The following is a 13,237-nucleotide window of genomic DNA, read 5'->3' as shown; positions in this document are numbered from 1 at the left end:
GGAGCCCCGAGTCATGGCACAAGCTGCAGACTCGCACGGTCACGCACACGGCCACGACCACCACGATCACCATGCCCCGACGGGCTGGCGTCGTTGGCTGCTGTCGACCAACCACAAAGACATCGGCACGCTGTACATCATCTTCGCGATCATCGCCGGCCTGATCGGCGGCGCGTTCTCGGTGTACATGCGTATGGAACTTCAGAACCCGGGCATGCAGTACATGTCCAACGGTCACGTCTGGAACGTCTTCACGACGGCCCACGGCGTCATCATGGTGTTCTTTGTCGTCATGCCCGCCCTGATCGGCGGCTTTGGCAACTGGTTCGTGCCGATCATGATCGGCGCGCCGGATATGGCGTTTCCCCGCCTCAACAACATCAGCTTCTGGCTGATCGTTCCGGCATTCCTGCTGCTGCTGGGCTCGGCCTTCGTCGGCGGTGATAATCCAGGCGCGGGTGTGGGCTGGACGATCTATCCGCCGCTCTCCTCCAAGCTCGGCACGCCGAACGCTTCGATGGATATGGCGATCCTGTCGCTCCATCTGGCCGGTGCCTCGTCGATCCTGGGCGCGATCAACTTCATCACCACCATCTTCAACATGCGCACGCCGGGCATGACGCTGCACAAGATGCCGCTGTTCGTCTGGGGCATGTTGGTCACGGCCTTCCTGCTGCTGCTGTCGGTGCCCGTCCTGGGCGGCGCCATCACCATGCTGCTGACCGACCGTAACTTCGGCACGAGCTTCTTCGAGCCGTCGGGCGGTGGCGATCCGATGCTGTTCCTGCATCTGTTCTGGTTCTTCGGCCACCCCGAAGTCTACATCATGATCCTGCCGGCCTTCGGCATCGTCAGCCACATCATCTCGACCTTCTCCAAGAAGCCGATTTTCGGTTACCTGGGCATGGCCTATGCGATGGTGGCCATCGGTGTCGTCGGTTTCGTCGTGTGGGCTCACCACATGTACACCGTCGGTCTCGATGTCGACACGCGCGCCTACTTCACGGCTGCGACCCTGATCATCGCGGTGCCGACCGGCGTGAAGATCTTCTCCTGGATCGCGACCATGTGGGGCGGTTCGATCCGCTTCGAAACCCCGATGCTCTGGGCGATGGGCTTCATCTTCCTGTTCACCGTCGGCGGTGTGACCGGTGTCGTGCTGGCCAATGCCGGTGTCGACGTGGCCATGCACAACACCTACTACGTGATCGCGCACTTCCATTACGTGCTGTCGCTGGGGGCGGTGTTCGCGATGTTCGCGGGCTTCTACTACTGGGTCGGTAAGATGTCCGGCCGTCAGTATCCGGAGACCCTGGGCAAAATCCATTTCTGGGTCACCTTCGTCGGCGTCAATCTGACGTTCTTCCCGATGCATTTCCTGGGTCTCTCGGGCATGCCGCGCCGTATTCCTGACTATCCGGATGCGTTCGCACCGTGGAACTACGTTGCTTCGATCGGTTCCTACATCTCCTTCGGTGCAGCCCTGCTGTTCGTCTATATCGCGATCCGCACGCTGACCAGCGGCCGCAAGGTCGAGGGCAACTACTGGGGTCCGAGCGCAACCACGCTGGAGTGGACCGTGTCGTCCCCGCCGCCGTTCCACACCTTCGACGAGCTGCCGAAGGTTAAGTAAGGCGCAGGGCGGGGCTTGCCCGGCTCTGAATTGAAACGGCTACAGGGTCTTGTGATCGGATAGATCGCAAGACCCTTGGGATTAGGACTAAGGCTAGGACCATGAGTGACGTATCCGTCCAAGATCAGCGGATGGCGACCGAAACGGACGCCGCCGTCGGCACCGGCAGTGCGCGGGATTTCATCGCGCTGCTGAAGCCGCGGGTGATGTCGCTCGTGGTCTTTACCGGGATGGTCGGGCTGTATCTGGCGCCGGGGAATATCCACCCGGTGCTGGCCTTCACCGCCATTCTCTGCATCGCTGTCGGCGCGGGTGCGTCGGGGGCGATTAATATGTGGTACGACCGCGATATCGACGCGGTGATGAACCGGACCCAGGGCCGCCCCATCCCGGCCGGTAAGATCGCTCCGGGCGAGGCGCTAGGCTTTGGCGTGGTGCTGGCGGTGGCCTCGGTCATCGTCATGGCGCTGGGGGTCAATGTCGCCGCCGCCTCGATGCTGGCGCTGTCGATCGCTTTCTATGTCTTCGTCTATACGATGTGGCTGAAGCGCCGCACGCCGCAGAACATTGTGATCGGCGGGGCGGCCGGTGCCTTTCCACCGGTGATCGGCTGGGCGGCCGTGACAGGCGATATCTCGCTGACGTCGCTGGCGCTGTTCGCCATCATCTTCATGTGGACGCCGCCGCATTTCTGGGCGCTGGGCCTCTATCGGTCCGACGATTATGCCCGCGCGGGCGTGCCGATGATGCCGGTCGTCGCCGGTGCGCGCGAAACCAAGCGTCAGATGCTGCTCTATACCCTGCTGCTGCTGCCCGTTTCTGCCGTGCCGGTGCTGATGGGCGATCTGGGCGCCGTCTATGGCGCAACCGCCGTCGCGCTGGGCCTGGGCTTTGTTGTCCATGCTATTGCCGTGCTGCGGGAAGAGGGAACGAAGTGGGCGCGCAAGATGTTCGGCTTCTCGCTGCTGCATCTGGCGCTGCTGTTCCTCTCCATGGTGGTCGACCGTCTGGTGTCGGCCCCGGTCTGGAAGGTATTTTAAATGAGCGAACCCAAAGTGATTCCCACCCAGGACCATAAGCGCCGCACCCGCGGTCGCAATCTTGCGATGCTGTGGACGTTGCTGGGTCTGGTGGCGCTGTTCTTTGCCATCACCATCGTGCAGGTAGCCCGCCGATGAGCAACGCGAAGCGGCAAAGCGGAGAGATCCGATGAGCAAGGCCCCGGACGTCAAAGCCAAGAACAAGAAAACCATGCTGTCGCTCGCGATGATGACGACGGGCATGCTGTGCCTTGCCTATGCGTCGGTCCCGCTTTACGAGATTTTCTGCCAGGTCACCGGCTTTGGCGGCACGACCCAGCATTCGGGTGCGGCTCCGAGCGAGACGAACGAGCGCCTGATGCGGGTGCGGTTCGACGCCAATGTCGCCCACGGCATGCCCTGGTCCTTCAAGACGCTTCAGACCGAAGTGACGGTCAAGCTGGGCGAAGAGAAGCTGATTTTCTACAAGGCGAAGAATCTGTCGAACGAGCCGATTACCGGCGTTGCGACCTTCAATGTCACTCCGGAAAAGAGCGGGCCGTTCTTCGATAAGATCGCCTGCTTCTGCTTCGAGAATCAGACCCTGGCCCCCGGCGAGGAGATCGAGATGCCCGTCTCCTTCTTCGTCGACCCGGAACTGGTCAAGGACCGCAGTCTTGACGGGGTGAAGACCATCACCCTGTCCTACACTTTCTTCCGCGCCAAGGAGCAACCCCTGGCGCAAGCTCCGGCAGCCGCGACCGAAAAAGCCGCGACTCCGAAACTTTGATCGATTAGAACACTAGAAGAAGACGTTTCGTCCGAAGGGAAACGAGAGAGATGGCCGAGCAGAAGCATCCCTACCACCTAGTCGACCCGAGCCCCTGGCCGCTGCTGTCGAGCATCTCGGCAGGCGCCATGGCGACCGGTCTCATTCTGTATATGCAGAACCTGGGCCCCTGGCTGCTGATTATTGGCTTCCTGTTCGTGCTGGGCTGCATGGCCGGCTGGTGGCGCGATGTGGTCGCCGAGAACGAGTCGACCAAGATCCATAACCCGATCACCCGCATCGGCCTGCGCTACGGCATGATTTTCTTCATCGTGTCGGAAGTGATGTTCTTCGTCGCTTTCTTCTGGGCGTTCTTCGATCTGTCGATCTTCCCGCGTGAAGGCATCAATCACCAGTGGCCGCCTGCGGGCATCCATCCGTTCGACCCGTTCGATCTGCCGCTGCTGAACACCCTGATCCTGCTGCTGTCGGGCACCACCTGCACCTGGGCGCACCATGCGCTGCTGGAAAAGGACCGCAAGGGTCTGATCCAGGGTCTGGCCGTGACGGTCGGCCTGGGCATGCTCTTCACCGCGCTGCAGGCTTACGAATACGCCCATGCCGCGTTTGGTTTCAAAGACACCGCCTATGCCTCGACCTTCTATATGGCGACCGGTTTCCACGGTTTCCACGTGATCGTCGGCACCATCTTCCTGGCGGTCTGCCTTGTCCGCGCGATCAAGGGCCAGTTCACCGAGAAGACCCACATCGGCTTCGAGTCGGCTGCCTGGTACTGGCACTTTGTTGACGTTGTGTGGCTGTTCCTGTTCGTCGCCGTCTATTGGTGGGGCGGTCATGGCGTGCCGCCGGCAGCGCACTAACTGCCACGCATAGCTGATCCAACGGGGGCGTCTCTGGCGCCCCCGTTGTCTTTTGAGGCGACAGGCCTCATTTTCCGGACAAGATGATCGCGTTCCTTCGCCAAACCCGCAGCCTTGGGCTGACCGTCGCCGCCCTGATCGGCGTTCTGATCCTTCTGACCCTCGGGACCTGGCAGATCCAGCGCCTGGGATGGAAGGAGGATATTCTGAACGACCGGGCGCGGGCCGTTGCGGCGCCACCGGTCGCGCTGCCCGATGCCGGGGTGGGGCTCTCCGGCCTCGATTTCCGCCGGGTCGTCGTGCAGGGCGAACTGCTCTTCAGCGATGAGAAGCGGGTGACCGGCCAATATCTGCCGATGCAGAACCAGCCGGAAAAGCTGGGCGATCATGTGATCACGCCGCTGAAGCTGGCCGATGGCTCGCTGCTGCTGGTCAACCGTGGCTGGGCGCCGCGCGAAGGCCAGATCCGCCGACCCGCCGGCCCGGTGGAACTGGTCGGTGTGCTGCGGCCTGAGCCGGAAATGGGCTGGATGCAGCCGCCGAATGACCCGGTCAAGAACGTCTGGTTCCGGGTGAATCTGGCCGAGATGACGGCCGGGCGTTCCGAACCCGTCCGCCCCTATTATCTCGAAGTTCTGGACGATGGTGAAAAGCAGCCCCCCATCGGTGGGCAGACCAGGGTTGCCTTACCCAATAACCATTTGCAATACGCTCTTACCTGGTATTCGCTGGCACTAGTCTTGATCGGGGTCTATGCAGCGGTTCTGCGTGGCAAGGCCCGCGACAGTAAAACCGGACAATAAGGCGCCCATGACCGCTTACACATCGCTGCATACCCGTTTCGATCGCATCGGCAAGCTGCGCGCCGTCGCTGGCATGCTGGGCTGGGACATGGCGGTGATGATGCCGACCGGATCGGCCGAGGCGCGCGGTGCGCAATATGCGGCGCTTGAAGTGACGATCCACGAGAAGCTGACCGATCCTGCGCTGGCCGACCTGCTGGCAGGGGCCGAGGGCGATAATGCGCTTTCCCCGCAGGAACGGGCCAATCTGGCCGAGATCCGCCGCAACTGGCTGCATGCGACCGCCGTTCCCGCCGATCTGGTCGAAGCCTCGGCCATCGTCAATGCCGATTGCGAGATGACGTGGCGGCAGGCGCGCGCCGACAATGATTATGCCGGGCTGAAGCCCAAGCTGCAGAAGGTGCTGGATCTCGTCCGGGAGACGGCGCAGGCCAAGGCCGAAAAGTTCGGCTGCTCGCTCTATGACGCGCTGCTCGATCAGTACGAGCCGGGCGGCAAGGCCGAGGATATCGACAAGCTGTTTGGCGATCTGGCGAGCTTCCTGCCGGATTATATCCAGCGCGCCATCGACAAACAGGCGACCCGCCCGGCGGCGCTGCTGCCCGACGGCCCGTTCCCCATCGACAAGCAGAAGGCGCTGGGCGAGAAGTTCATGCATGCGCTGGGCTTCGATTTCACGCGCGGCCGCCTCGATGTTTCGACCCATCCTTTCTGCGGCGGGGCGCCGGGGGATGTGCGCATCACCACGCGCTATGGCACCGACAGTTTCTTCGAGAGCATGATGGGCGTGCTGCACGAGACCGGCCATGCGCTCTACGAGCTGGGCCTGCCCGCTGACTGGCGCGACCAGCCCGCCGGACAGGCACGCGGCATGAGCCTGCACGAAAGCCAGTCGCTGCTGATCGAGATGCAGGCCTGCCGGTCGGCGGAATTCTTCCAGTTCGCGGCCCCGCTGGCGGCGGAGATCTTCGGCGGTTCCGGCCCGGCCTGGACGGCGGAGAATCTGCATCGCCGGGCGCTGACGGTCGAACGCGGCCTCATCCGCGTCAATGCCGACGAAGTGACCTATCCGGCCCATGTGATCCTGCGCTATCGGTTGGAGCGGGCGATGATCGCGGGCGATCTGTCGCTTGATGATCTGCCCGGTGCCTGGAACGACGGCATGCAGGAACTGGTCGGTGTGGTGCCGCCCAGCGATAAGGATGGCTGCATGCAGGACATCCATTGGCCGATGGGCGCCTGGGGCTATTTCCCGACCTACACCATGGGTGCGATGACGGCGGCGCAGCTGTTCCAGGCGGCCAAGCTGGCGGTGCCGGAGATTCCGGTGGAGATTGCCAAAGGCAATTTCGCCCCGCTGCTCGGCTGGCTGCGCACCAACATCCATGGCAAGGGCTCGTTTGCCTCCACTGCCGATATCGTCACGGCGGCGACCGGCAAGCCGCTCGGCGTCGATGCCTTCCGTACCCACCTTGAAACCCGCTATCTCGCGTAGCTGACGGACACAGAACCCTTGCAGTACGTCTCGACCCGCGGCCAGGCGCCGCAACTTCCCTTCGATGATCTGGTCCTGACGGGCCTTGCCCGCGATGGCGGCCTCTATGTCCCGGCGGCCTGGCCCAAGCTTTCGACCGCTGAGTGGCGCGGCTTGCGCGGCAAGACTTATCAGGAAGTGGCGTTCGCCGTCCTGAAGCCCTTCATCGGCGGTACCATCAGCGATGACGATCTGCAGGCGATCATCGAGGATACCTACAAGGACTTCCGCCATCCCGCCGTCGCGCCGCTGAAGCAGCTGGGCCAGCAGGACTGGGTGATGGAGCTGTTCCACGGCCCGACCATCGCCTTTAAGGATTATGCCCTGCAATTCCTGGGGCGGCTGTTCGACCATGTGCTCAAAGCCAAGAGCGCGCGGGTCACCATCGTTGGTGCGACCTCCGGCGATACCGGGTCGGCGGCCATCGAAGCCTGCCGCGACCGCGAGGCCGTGGATGTCTTCATCCTTTATCCCCATGGCCGCGTGTCGGAAGTCCAGCGTCGCCAGATGACGACGGTTCCGGCCAAGAACGTGCATGCGATTGCCGTCGATGGCACGTTCGACGATTGCCAGGACATCGTGAAGGCGCTGTTCGCCGATCTGGAATTCCGCGACGCCGCCCATCTGTCGGCTGCAAACTCCATCAATTGGGCGCGCATCGTGGCCCAGGTCGTCTATTACGCTGTGGCGTCCCTGCATCTGGGCGCGCCTGACCGCACGGTGAATTTCGCCGTTCCGACCGGCAATTTCGGCAATGTCTTCGCAGGCTATTGCGCCCGCGCCATGGGCCTGCCCATCGAGCGCCTGATTATCGGCACCAACCGTAACGACATCCTGGCCCGCTTCTTCCAGCGCGGCGATATGACGATGGAGGATGTGGAGCCCTCGCTCTCGCCCTCCATGGACATTCAGGTATCGAGCAATTTCGAGCGCCTGTTGTTCGAACTGCTGGACCGCGACGGCGCGGCAGTGACGGAGATCCTGACCCGCTTCCGCAAAGAGGGCACCTATCGTCTGGACGACGCGCGTCTGCAAAAGGCCAAGGCGGTGTTCGACGGTATCGGCGTGTCGGACGAAGAGACGCTGGAAACCATCCGCAAGATCCATGCGGAAACGGGCGAGATCCTCGATCCCCATTCGGCGATTGCCGTGCGGGCGATGCAGGCGTTGCGGGGCGACAGCCGCGATCCCATCGTGGCGCTGGCCTGTGCCCATCCGGCGAAATTCACCGATGCCGCGACCAAGGCGCTGGGCGCCCCGGTGCCGTTGCCCCCGCATCTAAGCCATCTGATGACGGCCGAGGAGCGCGTGACCCGCCTGCCCAACAGCGCGGCGGCGGTGAAGGATTTTGTCTCCAAGTCCCTCGGCCTCAAGGTGTCGGCATGAGTGTGCGTCAGACGACACTGCCCAATGGGCTGGTGGTGCTGACCGACACCATGCCGCAGGTCGAAACCGTGTCGCTGGGCCTCTGGGTCGGTGTCGGCACGCGCGACGAGGCGCCGGAAGTGAATGGCGTCGCCCATCTGCTGGAGCATATGGCCTTCAAAGGCACCAAGACCCGCAGCGCCCGTGATATCGCCGACCAGATCGAGGATGTGGGCGGGCACCTCAATGCCTATACGACGCGCGAGCAGACGGCCTATTACGCCAAGGTGCTGGCGGACGACACCAGCCTCGCGACCGATATCCTGACCGATATTCTGCGCAATTCGACCTTCGATCCCGAGGAACTGACCCGCGAGCGCGCGGTCGTCCTTCAGGAAATCGGGCAGGCCGAAGACACGCCGGACGATATCATTTTCGACCATTTCCAGGCCGAAGCCTTCCCGGATCAGGCCCTGGGGCGCCCGGTGCTGGGGACGGCGGAGATTGTCGAGCGGCTGCAGACGGACGATATCCGCCAATATCTGCATGGTCATTACGGCGCCTCCACCCTGGTGGCGGCAGCGGCGGGCAAGATCGATCACGACAGCTTTGTCGCCGAAGTTGCCGACCGGATGGGCGATCTCCATGCCGCCCAGGTGCCGAACGGTCCGGCCGCCAGCTATCAGGGCGGCTTCTTCCGGGAAGAGCGCGATCTGGAGCAGGTCCATCTGGTGGCGGGTTTCCCCGGTGTCGCCTCTACCGACCCGGATTATTACGCGCTCTCGGTCTATTCGACCCTGCTGGGCGGCGGCATGTCCTCGCGCCTGTTCCAGGAGATCCGCGAGAAGCGCGGCCTCGTCTATTCCGTCTATAGCTTCGCCTCCTCCTACCGCGACAGCGGCCTGCTCGGGATCTATGCCGGGACCGGGCCGGACGAAGTGGCCGAACTGGTGCCGGTGCTGGCGGGCGAGTTGAAGAAGTCGGTCTCGGAAGTGACCGAGGAAGAGCTGCGGCGCGCCAAGGCGCAACTGCGCGCAGGCACGCTGATGGCGCGCGAAAGCACGTCGGCTCGGGTCGAGACGTTGACGCAGAATTATCTCGTCCATGGGCGGCATGTGTCGCTCGAGGAGATGCTGACGGGTCTGGCAGCGGTCGAGGTCAAGGACGTGCAGCGGCTTGCCGAACGCATGCTCTCGGCACCGCCGACGGTTGCTCTGCTGGGGCCTGCGGTCTCAGAAGATCCGTTCGATCTTCTTCAGCGTCACCTGCATTAAGAGCCCTCGCCATGCTGCTCTGGTTTGGAACCGGTTTTCCCGACATAGAGTTACGCACGGCGAGGCTTTTGCTACGCCCCCCGCAGAATGGGGACTGGGCGGCCTGGGCGCAGGTCCGGGCCAGTTCCCGCGACTTCCTGACCCCGTGGGAGCCGACCTGGCCGGATGACGCGCTGACCTCGGCCTCCTATCGCCGCCGCTGGCGGCGCCAGATGACCCAGTGGGATCAGGACGAAGCCTATACGTTCCATATGTTCCGCCGCACCGACATGGCGCTTTTAGGCGCGCTGTCGATCACCAATGTGCGCCGTGGCGTCGCCCAGATCGCCTCCATCGGCTATTGGATCGGCCAGAATTACGCGCGCCAGGGCTATATGACCGAGGCGCTGGCCGCCGCCGCCGATTACAGCTTTGGCGCGCTCAATCTCCATCGCATCGAAGCCGCCTGCCTGCCCAAGAACGAGGCGAGCCGAGGGCTACTGGAGAAGGTCGGGTTTCGCCAGGAAGGTCAGGCCCGCGCCTACCTCAAGATCAATGGCCGCTGGGAGGATCACCTCCTGTTTGCCTTGCTGACCGATGATATGCGCCTCAGTGCGGGGCTTTAGAGCAGAGCGCGTCCCCCCAAGCGGTCTGATCCGGGATCTCCAATCTTTGCCGTTTTGTCGTCATCCCGTGGCTTGACCACGGGATCTCCAATCTTTGTTGTTTTGTCGTCATCCCCCGATTTGATCGGGGGATCTCCTCCGGGACCCTGTCCCCCTAAAACTCTGTCATTCCGGATCAAGTCCGGGATGACGAGGATTTGTTGTTTGTTGGAAATGCTGCCGGAGGAGACCCCGGGATCAAGTCCCGGGGTGACGACAGAACAAAGGCCTCAAGTAGGGCGAAGCCCGGTAGGCCAACACAAACGAGCTTGAGACCCCGGGATCAAGTCCCGGGGTGACGTCTGCAGTCTCTACTTCTTCAATGCCGCCGTGAAGATGGTCAGCGCCTGCTGATAAAAATCCTTGGTGGCTTCCGCATTGGGGGCGTGGCTCTGCTTCGACTCTCCGGGGGCATCGAAGCTATGTTCGGCGCCGGGATAGACCTTCACCGTAACCGGATAGCCCTTGGCCTTGGAACGGTTGGCGAGGGTCACGCAGAGTTTGGGCGAAACCTCGTCATCATCTTCGGCGGCGAATATATGGAGAGGGGCGGAGACATCGACCCCGGCCTTGAATTTTTCCTTCAAGCCGCAACCGGGATAGGCGGCAACACCGACAAGGTAACCACCCTGCGCCCCTACGGTATTATAACCCATCGCATTTTTGGCCATGGTGGTGATCACGGTGCTGCCACCATTCGACCAGCCCATGATGCCGATCTTGCCGGGAATGATGTCGGGGCGGGTGCGCAGATATTTCAGCGTGGCGTAACTGTCGGACGGACGGGTCGTCGTTTCATCCAGCTCCGGCGGACGATCTTCATAGGAGCCTTTGCCGAAGCCCTTGGGATAGCCGCGTGGCCCGAAACCGTCGACCAGGATGCCGACGTACCCCTGTTCGGCCCAGAATTCCAGCCATTCCTTATGGCGGCCAGACAGGGTCTTGGCGTTATATTTTCCCTTGGCGGCGGTCGAATAAGGGCCTTGGCGCCCATGCATCATCACGACGGCGGGAAAAGGGCCGCTGCCGTTGGGCATGGAGACATAGCCGACCAGATCGACTTTGCCGTCAAGGCTCGGGAATTTGACCGTCTTCAACTCATCGGCCGTTGCGGCACTCGCGCCGACAAGAAGGGCACATCCCAGTGTCAGGCCCGCAGCCAAGTTGGCGTATCTCATGCTTCCACTCCCGATCTCTCGTCCAGATCGCAGCGTAAGCGCGGGGCAGATCGCAATCTATGTAAGGGGCTGCAGTCTTCTATACCTTTAGTGCATGGACTCGCTTGGCTCGACCGTCGGATCCAGCAGCAATCGCAGGCTTTCGGAGATTTCCTGCTCCGTTTGGGTCAGCAGACCCAGGAAGCGACGCGCGACAACAGATGTCGCCTGATGGCGTGCGCGGATCACATGGACATCAAGGCCCAGTTCCGGATTGAGGCGGCGGATCACCACCTTACTAGGGTCTAGGGATGCGGCAGTATATTGATCGATGATCGCCGCACCGGCGCCATCGCTGACCAGTGCCAGCGCAATCAGATTTGTCTTCACCGCAACGATGGGCTGCAGCGACAGGCCCGCGAGTTTCAGGGCCATGCCGGTGGTGGAGCCAAGGGGGTTATCGGTTTTGAGACCGATAAGGGGAAAGCGCTCGAAAATATCGAGGTTGACGACATCCGGCAAATCCTTGCCCAGGCTGTGCGGGAATATCCCGTAGAATGCAGCGCGGGTCAGGGTGGTCCGGTCCAGGCCGGGGTTCGCCTGGACATCGAAACCTATGGCGAGGTCGACCTCCTGATTCATTGCCACCCGCACCAGATCGGCATATTGGCGCGTCTCGATCTCGAAATGGACATTCGGGTGTTTTTTGCGGAATCGGGCAATCGCCTGGGGCAGCAGATCGATGCAGAGAGCAGGGGCGGCGGCGATGCGGATGCGGCCCGATGGCGCGGCACCAAGGCTGTCTGAAAGCTTCCTCAGATTATCGATCGAAGAGATGACCCGTTCGCTTTCAACATGCAGGATACGCCCCTCAATCGTTGGAAAAAGACGCCCACGCCGTCGTTCGAACAAGCGATAACCAAGCTGATCTTCGGCGCGCAGCAACAGGCGGGTGGCTGCAGGTTGGCTAATCTTCAACAGTCCGGCGGCAGCCGTGATAGTCCCGGTCAGCATCACGGCGTGGAAGACCTCGAGATGGCGGATTTGCATCATTTCGGTGGAATCTCCTCATGGATCGGACCGGCTTGGCGTTGAAGGCGCTGGGCAATCTCGGCTTCGACAATTTTCACGGTCGCGAGGAAATCCCTCGAAACGACCGATGCGGGCTGATTGCGGGCACGTAGACCGTGAATTTCTACTGCAAACGGCGGTTCGATCTGACGGACGGTCACCAACCGGGGGTCATGGGTCGCTGCTGTATAAAGATCGATGATGGCAGCGCAATCTCCCCGGGAGACCAGCGAGAGCGCGATCTGGTTGGTTTTCACCAGGACGATGGGGTCAAGATCGATATCGGCGGCTTTCAGGGCTTTCTCGCAAGCGGCGCCGATAGGGTCATTTCCTTGCAAGCCGACGATTGGGAAGCTGCGAAAAATATCCAGCGAGACTGTGGGTGGTAATGTTGCCGCGTCCTTCGCTGGAAAGGCGCCAAAAAACGGCGCGCGGGCAATTTTGACCATATCCAGGCCAGCATGGGACTCGACGTCAAAGCCGATACCAATATCTGCCTCATGGGTCAGGACGCCACGCACCAGATCGGCATATTGCCGAGTCTCGACCTCGAAACTGACATTTGGGTATTTGCGCCGGAAGCGCGTGATTGCCATCGGTATCAATTGCGCGCACATGGCGGGCGCTGCAGCGATATGCAGGCATTCCGTAGTGGTGGAGCCGAGATTACGCGCAAGTTTCCGTAGGCCGTCGAGCCCCCGGATAAGCGGCTCACTTTCGGCGTGCAGGATTTGCCCTTCCCGTGTCGGCACAAATCGCCCGCGGACCCGCTCAAATAGTTTGTATCCCAGAAGATCTTCCGCGCGCAGCAGCAGTCGCGTCGCAGTCGGCTGAGATATGTTCAGCAACTGGGCCGCCGACGTAATGGTGCCCGTCAACATCAGGGCGTGAAGAATTTCTAGATGTCTAATATGCATGATTTCTACATCTAAATAATCGCAAGTCAAATTTCTACAAGAAACATTCCAATATGATATATATTTCTCTGAAAATTCCTCAGTATTGAGGGGTGAGATGATTTTCACGGTTTTCAATGTAATAAAAATATCCTTTTTATTCATATATTTCATGAATGCCTGTCTAATTT

Annotated in this window: 13 protein-coding genes; 10 read left to right on the top strand and 3 right to left on the bottom strand. The window is 61.5% G+C overall.

Annotated elements, in window-relative coordinates:
- Positions 1-13 precede the first annotated feature (13 nt).
- The 10 genes from ctaD (at position 14) to ACFSM5_RS14715 (ending at position 9,883) form a co-directional block, all read left to right on the top strand.
- The gene (ctaD, locus tag ACFSM5_RS14760) at positions 14-1,633 is read left to right on the top strand and encodes a cytochrome c oxidase subunit I (protein WP_379877208.1); all 1,620 of its coding nucleotides are present in this window, start codon (positions 14-16) and stop codon (positions 1,631-1,633) included.
- 101 nt (positions 1,634-1,734) lie between these two features.
- Positions 1,735-2,673 (top strand): heme o synthase, encoded by a 939-nt coding sequence (cyoE, locus tag ACFSM5_RS14755; RefSeq protein ID WP_379877207.1) that lies wholly within the window; start codon positions 1,735-1,737, stop codon positions 2,671-2,673.
- Entirely contained in the window at positions 2,674-2,811 is a 138-nt protein-coding gene (locus ACFSM5_RS14750; protein WP_379877205.1) for a hypothetical protein, read from the top strand.
- Between the two features lie 31 nt (positions 2,812-2,842).
- Complete coding sequence (locus tag ACFSM5_RS14745) at positions 2,843-3,442, top strand: cytochrome c oxidase assembly protein (RefSeq protein WP_379877203.1); 600 nt, start codon at positions 2,843-2,845, stop codon at positions 3,440-3,442.
- A gap of 50 nt (positions 3,443-3,492) precedes the next feature.
- Positions 3,493-4,302, top strand: coding sequence for a cytochrome c oxidase subunit 3 (locus tag ACFSM5_RS14740; protein ID WP_379877201.1), 810 nt, complete (start codon positions 3,493-3,495; stop codon positions 4,300-4,302).
- An 83-nt stretch (positions 4,303-4,385) separates the two neighbouring features.
- The gene (locus tag ACFSM5_RS14735; protein WP_379877200.1) at positions 4,386-5,105 is read left to right on the top strand and encodes an SURF1 family protein; all 720 of its coding nucleotides are present in this window, start codon (positions 4,386-4,388) and stop codon (positions 5,103-5,105) included.
- Positions 5,106-5,112: 7 nt separating this feature from the next.
- On the top strand, positions 5,113-6,600 hold the full coding sequence (locus ACFSM5_RS14730) for a carboxypeptidase M32 (RefSeq protein ID WP_379877198.1): 1,488 nt from the start codon (positions 5,113-5,115) through the stop codon (positions 6,598-6,600).
- An 18-nt stretch (positions 6,601-6,618) separates the two neighbouring features.
- Positions 6,619-8,025: a threonine synthase gene (gene thrC, locus ACFSM5_RS14725; protein WP_379877197.1), complete on the top strand. Its 1,407-nt coding sequence runs from the start codon at positions 6,619-6,621 to the stop codon at positions 8,023-8,025.
- A complete protein-coding gene (locus ACFSM5_RS14720) occupies positions 8,022-9,278 on the top strand; it encodes a M16 family metallopeptidase (RefSeq protein ID WP_379877196.1) in 1,257 nt (418 codons plus the stop codon). The genes thrC and ACFSM5_RS14720 overlap by 4 nt, the downstream gene beginning before the upstream one ends.
- A gap of 11 nt (positions 9,279-9,289) precedes the next feature.
- Positions 9,290-9,883 (top strand): GNAT family N-acetyltransferase, encoded by a 594-nt coding sequence (locus tag ACFSM5_RS14715; protein WP_379877195.1) that lies wholly within the window; start codon positions 9,290-9,292, stop codon positions 9,881-9,883.
- 350 nt (positions 9,884-10,233) lie between these two features.
- On the opposite strand, the gene ACFSM5_RS14710 is transcribed toward ACFSM5_RS14715, so the two are convergent.
- The 3 genes from ACFSM5_RS14710 to ACFSM5_RS14700 form a co-directional block, all read right to left on the bottom strand.
- Positions 10,234-11,100 carry a dienelactone hydrolase family protein gene (locus tag ACFSM5_RS14710; protein WP_379877193.1) on the bottom strand — a complete coding sequence of 289 codons (867 nt, stop codon included), beginning with the start codon at positions 11,098-11,100 and terminating at the stop codon, positions 10,234-10,236.
- Positions 11,101-11,187: 87 nt separating this feature from the next.
- Positions 11,188-12,132: a LysR family transcriptional regulator gene (locus ACFSM5_RS14705; RefSeq protein WP_379877191.1), complete on the bottom strand. Its 945-nt coding sequence runs from the start codon at positions 12,130-12,132 to the stop codon at positions 11,188-11,190.
- A complete protein-coding gene (locus ACFSM5_RS14700) occupies positions 12,129-13,220 on the bottom strand; it encodes a LysR family transcriptional regulator (protein ID WP_379877189.1) in 1,092 nt (363 codons plus the stop codon). Before ACFSM5_RS14700 ends, ACFSM5_RS14705 begins: the two co-directional genes overlap by 4 nt.
- Positions 13,221-13,237: the final 17 nt, after the last annotated feature.

Source organism: Lacibacterium aquatile, from assembly GCF_042683105.1.
GTDB classification, from domain to species: domain Bacteria; phylum Pseudomonadota; class Alphaproteobacteria; order Elsterales; family Elsteraceae; genus Lacibacterium; species Lacibacterium aquatile.
This window is presented reverse-complemented; position numbering and strand designations above follow the sequence as displayed.